Source organism: Acidisphaera rubrifaciens HS-AP3 (assembly GCF_000964365.1).
Classification (GTDB): Bacteria; Pseudomonadota; Alphaproteobacteria; order Acetobacterales; family Acetobacteraceae; genus Acidisphaera; species Acidisphaera rubrifaciens.
In genome coordinates this window covers 1-2111 of the sequence record NZ_BANB01000273.1, presented here as the reverse complement: position 1 = coordinate 2111, position 2111 = coordinate 1, and the positions used below count along the sequence as shown (strand labels likewise).

Here is a 2111-nt window from a genome sequence, read left to right as displayed (position 1 = left end):
CGAACACGACGAGGCGCACGGAATTGGACCCGAGATCGACCACCGCCATGCGCGGCGCGGGCGCGGCCGGACGACCGTCATACATGCGGCGTCAGTCCTGGCTCACCCGGTCCTGCCGCCGCCGCGGCCCGGTGATCACGCGCGGGCGTGGATAGGACGGCAACATGTGCGCGCCCACGTGCTGCCCCTCGGCCGGGCCGTGGAGCGCGGAGCCGCGGCCCGACAGCGACGGGTTGGTCATGAAATAGCGATGCGCGGAGATCGGCGTGTCGCCCGGCTCCAGCCGCTGCCACTGCCCGTCGGCATGCAGCTCCCATGTCTGCAGCGTGTCCTTCAGGTTCACCACCATGATCTGATCCAGCACCTGCGCGTGGACGGTCGGGTTGTGGATCGGCACGAACGTCTCCACCCGCCAGTCCATGTTGCGCGCCATCCAGTCGGCGGAGCTGATATAGACCCGCGCGTCGCGGTGCGGCAGCGCGTGGCCGTTGCCGAAGGCGCAGATGCGGCTGTGTTCGAGGAAGCGGCCGACGATCGAGCGGACGCGGATGTTCTCGGACAGGCCCGGCACGCCCGGGCGCAGGCAGCAGATGCCGCGCACCACGCATTCGATCTTCACGCCAGCGCGCGACGCCTCGTAGAGCCGGTCGATCAGCCCGTCATCGACGAGGCTGTTCATCTTCAGCCAGATCTGCGCGGGCTTGCCGGCGCGCGCGAACTCGATCTCGCGGCGGATCAGATCCTCGATCACGCTGCGCAAGGTCAGCGGGCTGAAGGCGATCGCATCCATCAGCTCCGGCCGCGCATAGCCGGTCATGAAGTTGAACAGCCGCGCCGCGTCGCGCGTCAGCGACGGGTCGCAGGTGAAGAAGCTGAGGTCGGTGTAGATGCGCGCCGTGATCGGATGATAGTTGCCGGTGCCGAAATGCGCGTACGAGCGCACCGATCCGCCCTCGCGCCGCACCACCAGCGACAGCTTCGCGTGCGTCTTGAGCGCGCGGAACCCATAGACGACCTGCACCCCCGCCGCCTCCAGCAGGCGCGCGAGCGTGATGTTCGCCTCCTCGTCGAAGCGGGCGCGCAGCTCCACCATCGCGGTGACGCTCTTGCCCGCTTCCGCCGCCTCGATCAGCGCCTTGACGATCGGGCTGTCGCGGCTGGTGCGGTACAGCGTCTGTTTCACGGCGATCACCGCCGGGTCCTGCGCCGCCTGACGCAGGAACTGCACCACCACGTCGAAGCTCTCGAACGGATGATGGACGATGATGTCCTTTGCCCGGATGGCGGCGAAGCAGTCGCCGGCGAAGTCGCGGATGCGTTCGGGAAAGCGCGGCGTGTAGGGCTTGAACAGCAGGTCCGACCGGTCGTCCACGATCAGCTGCCGCAGATCGACGACGCCGAGCAGCCCGTCATGCACCTCGATCTCGTCCTCGGTCGCGTCCAGCTCGTCGGCGAACAGGTCGCGCAGGTCGTCGGGCATGTCGGCCGACAGCGTGAGATGGATGACCACGCCGCGCCTGCGGCGCTTCAGCGCCGTCTCGTAGGAGCGGACCAGATCCTCGGCTTCTTCCTCGAACTCCACGTCGGTGTCGCGGATCAGCCGCACCATCCCCTCGCCGGTGACGATGAAGCCGGGGAACAGCCGGTGCATGAACAGCCGGACCATGCTTTCCAGCATCACGAAGCGGATCGTGCGTCCCTGATCCGCCGGCAGCCGGATGAAGCGGTCCACCTGTCCCGGCAGCGGGATCAGCGCCCGCATCGCCTGTCCGTCCTCCTCGCGCACCAGCTTCAGCGCGATCACAAGCCCCATGTTGGGGATGAACGGGAACGGATGCGCCGGGTCGATCGCCAGCGGCGTCAGCACGGGGAAGACCCGTTCCATGAAATAGGCGTCGAGCCACTTCACGTCCTCGGAGGAGAGATGCGTCGTCTCGCATACCTCCACCCCCGCCTGCCGCAGCAGGCCGCGCAGCTGGCGCCACACACGCTGCTGATCGGCCAGCAGCACGCCCGCGCGCTGGCGTATCTCCGCCAGCTGCTCCGCCGGCGTGCGACCGTCGGCGGAGCGGAGGGTGATGCCCGCCTTGGCCTGCCCCACCAGCCCTGCT

Annotated in this window: 1 protein-coding gene; it reads right to left on the bottom strand. The window is 68.4% G+C overall.

What is annotated here, in order from left to right; all coding sequences use genetic code 11:
- Window positions 1–91: 91 nt before the first annotated feature.
- Window positions 92–2111: RNA degradosome polyphosphate kinase (locus B8460_RS09160; RefSeq protein ID WP_048861290.1), on the bottom strand; the 2020-nt coding region annotated here is incomplete at its 5' end.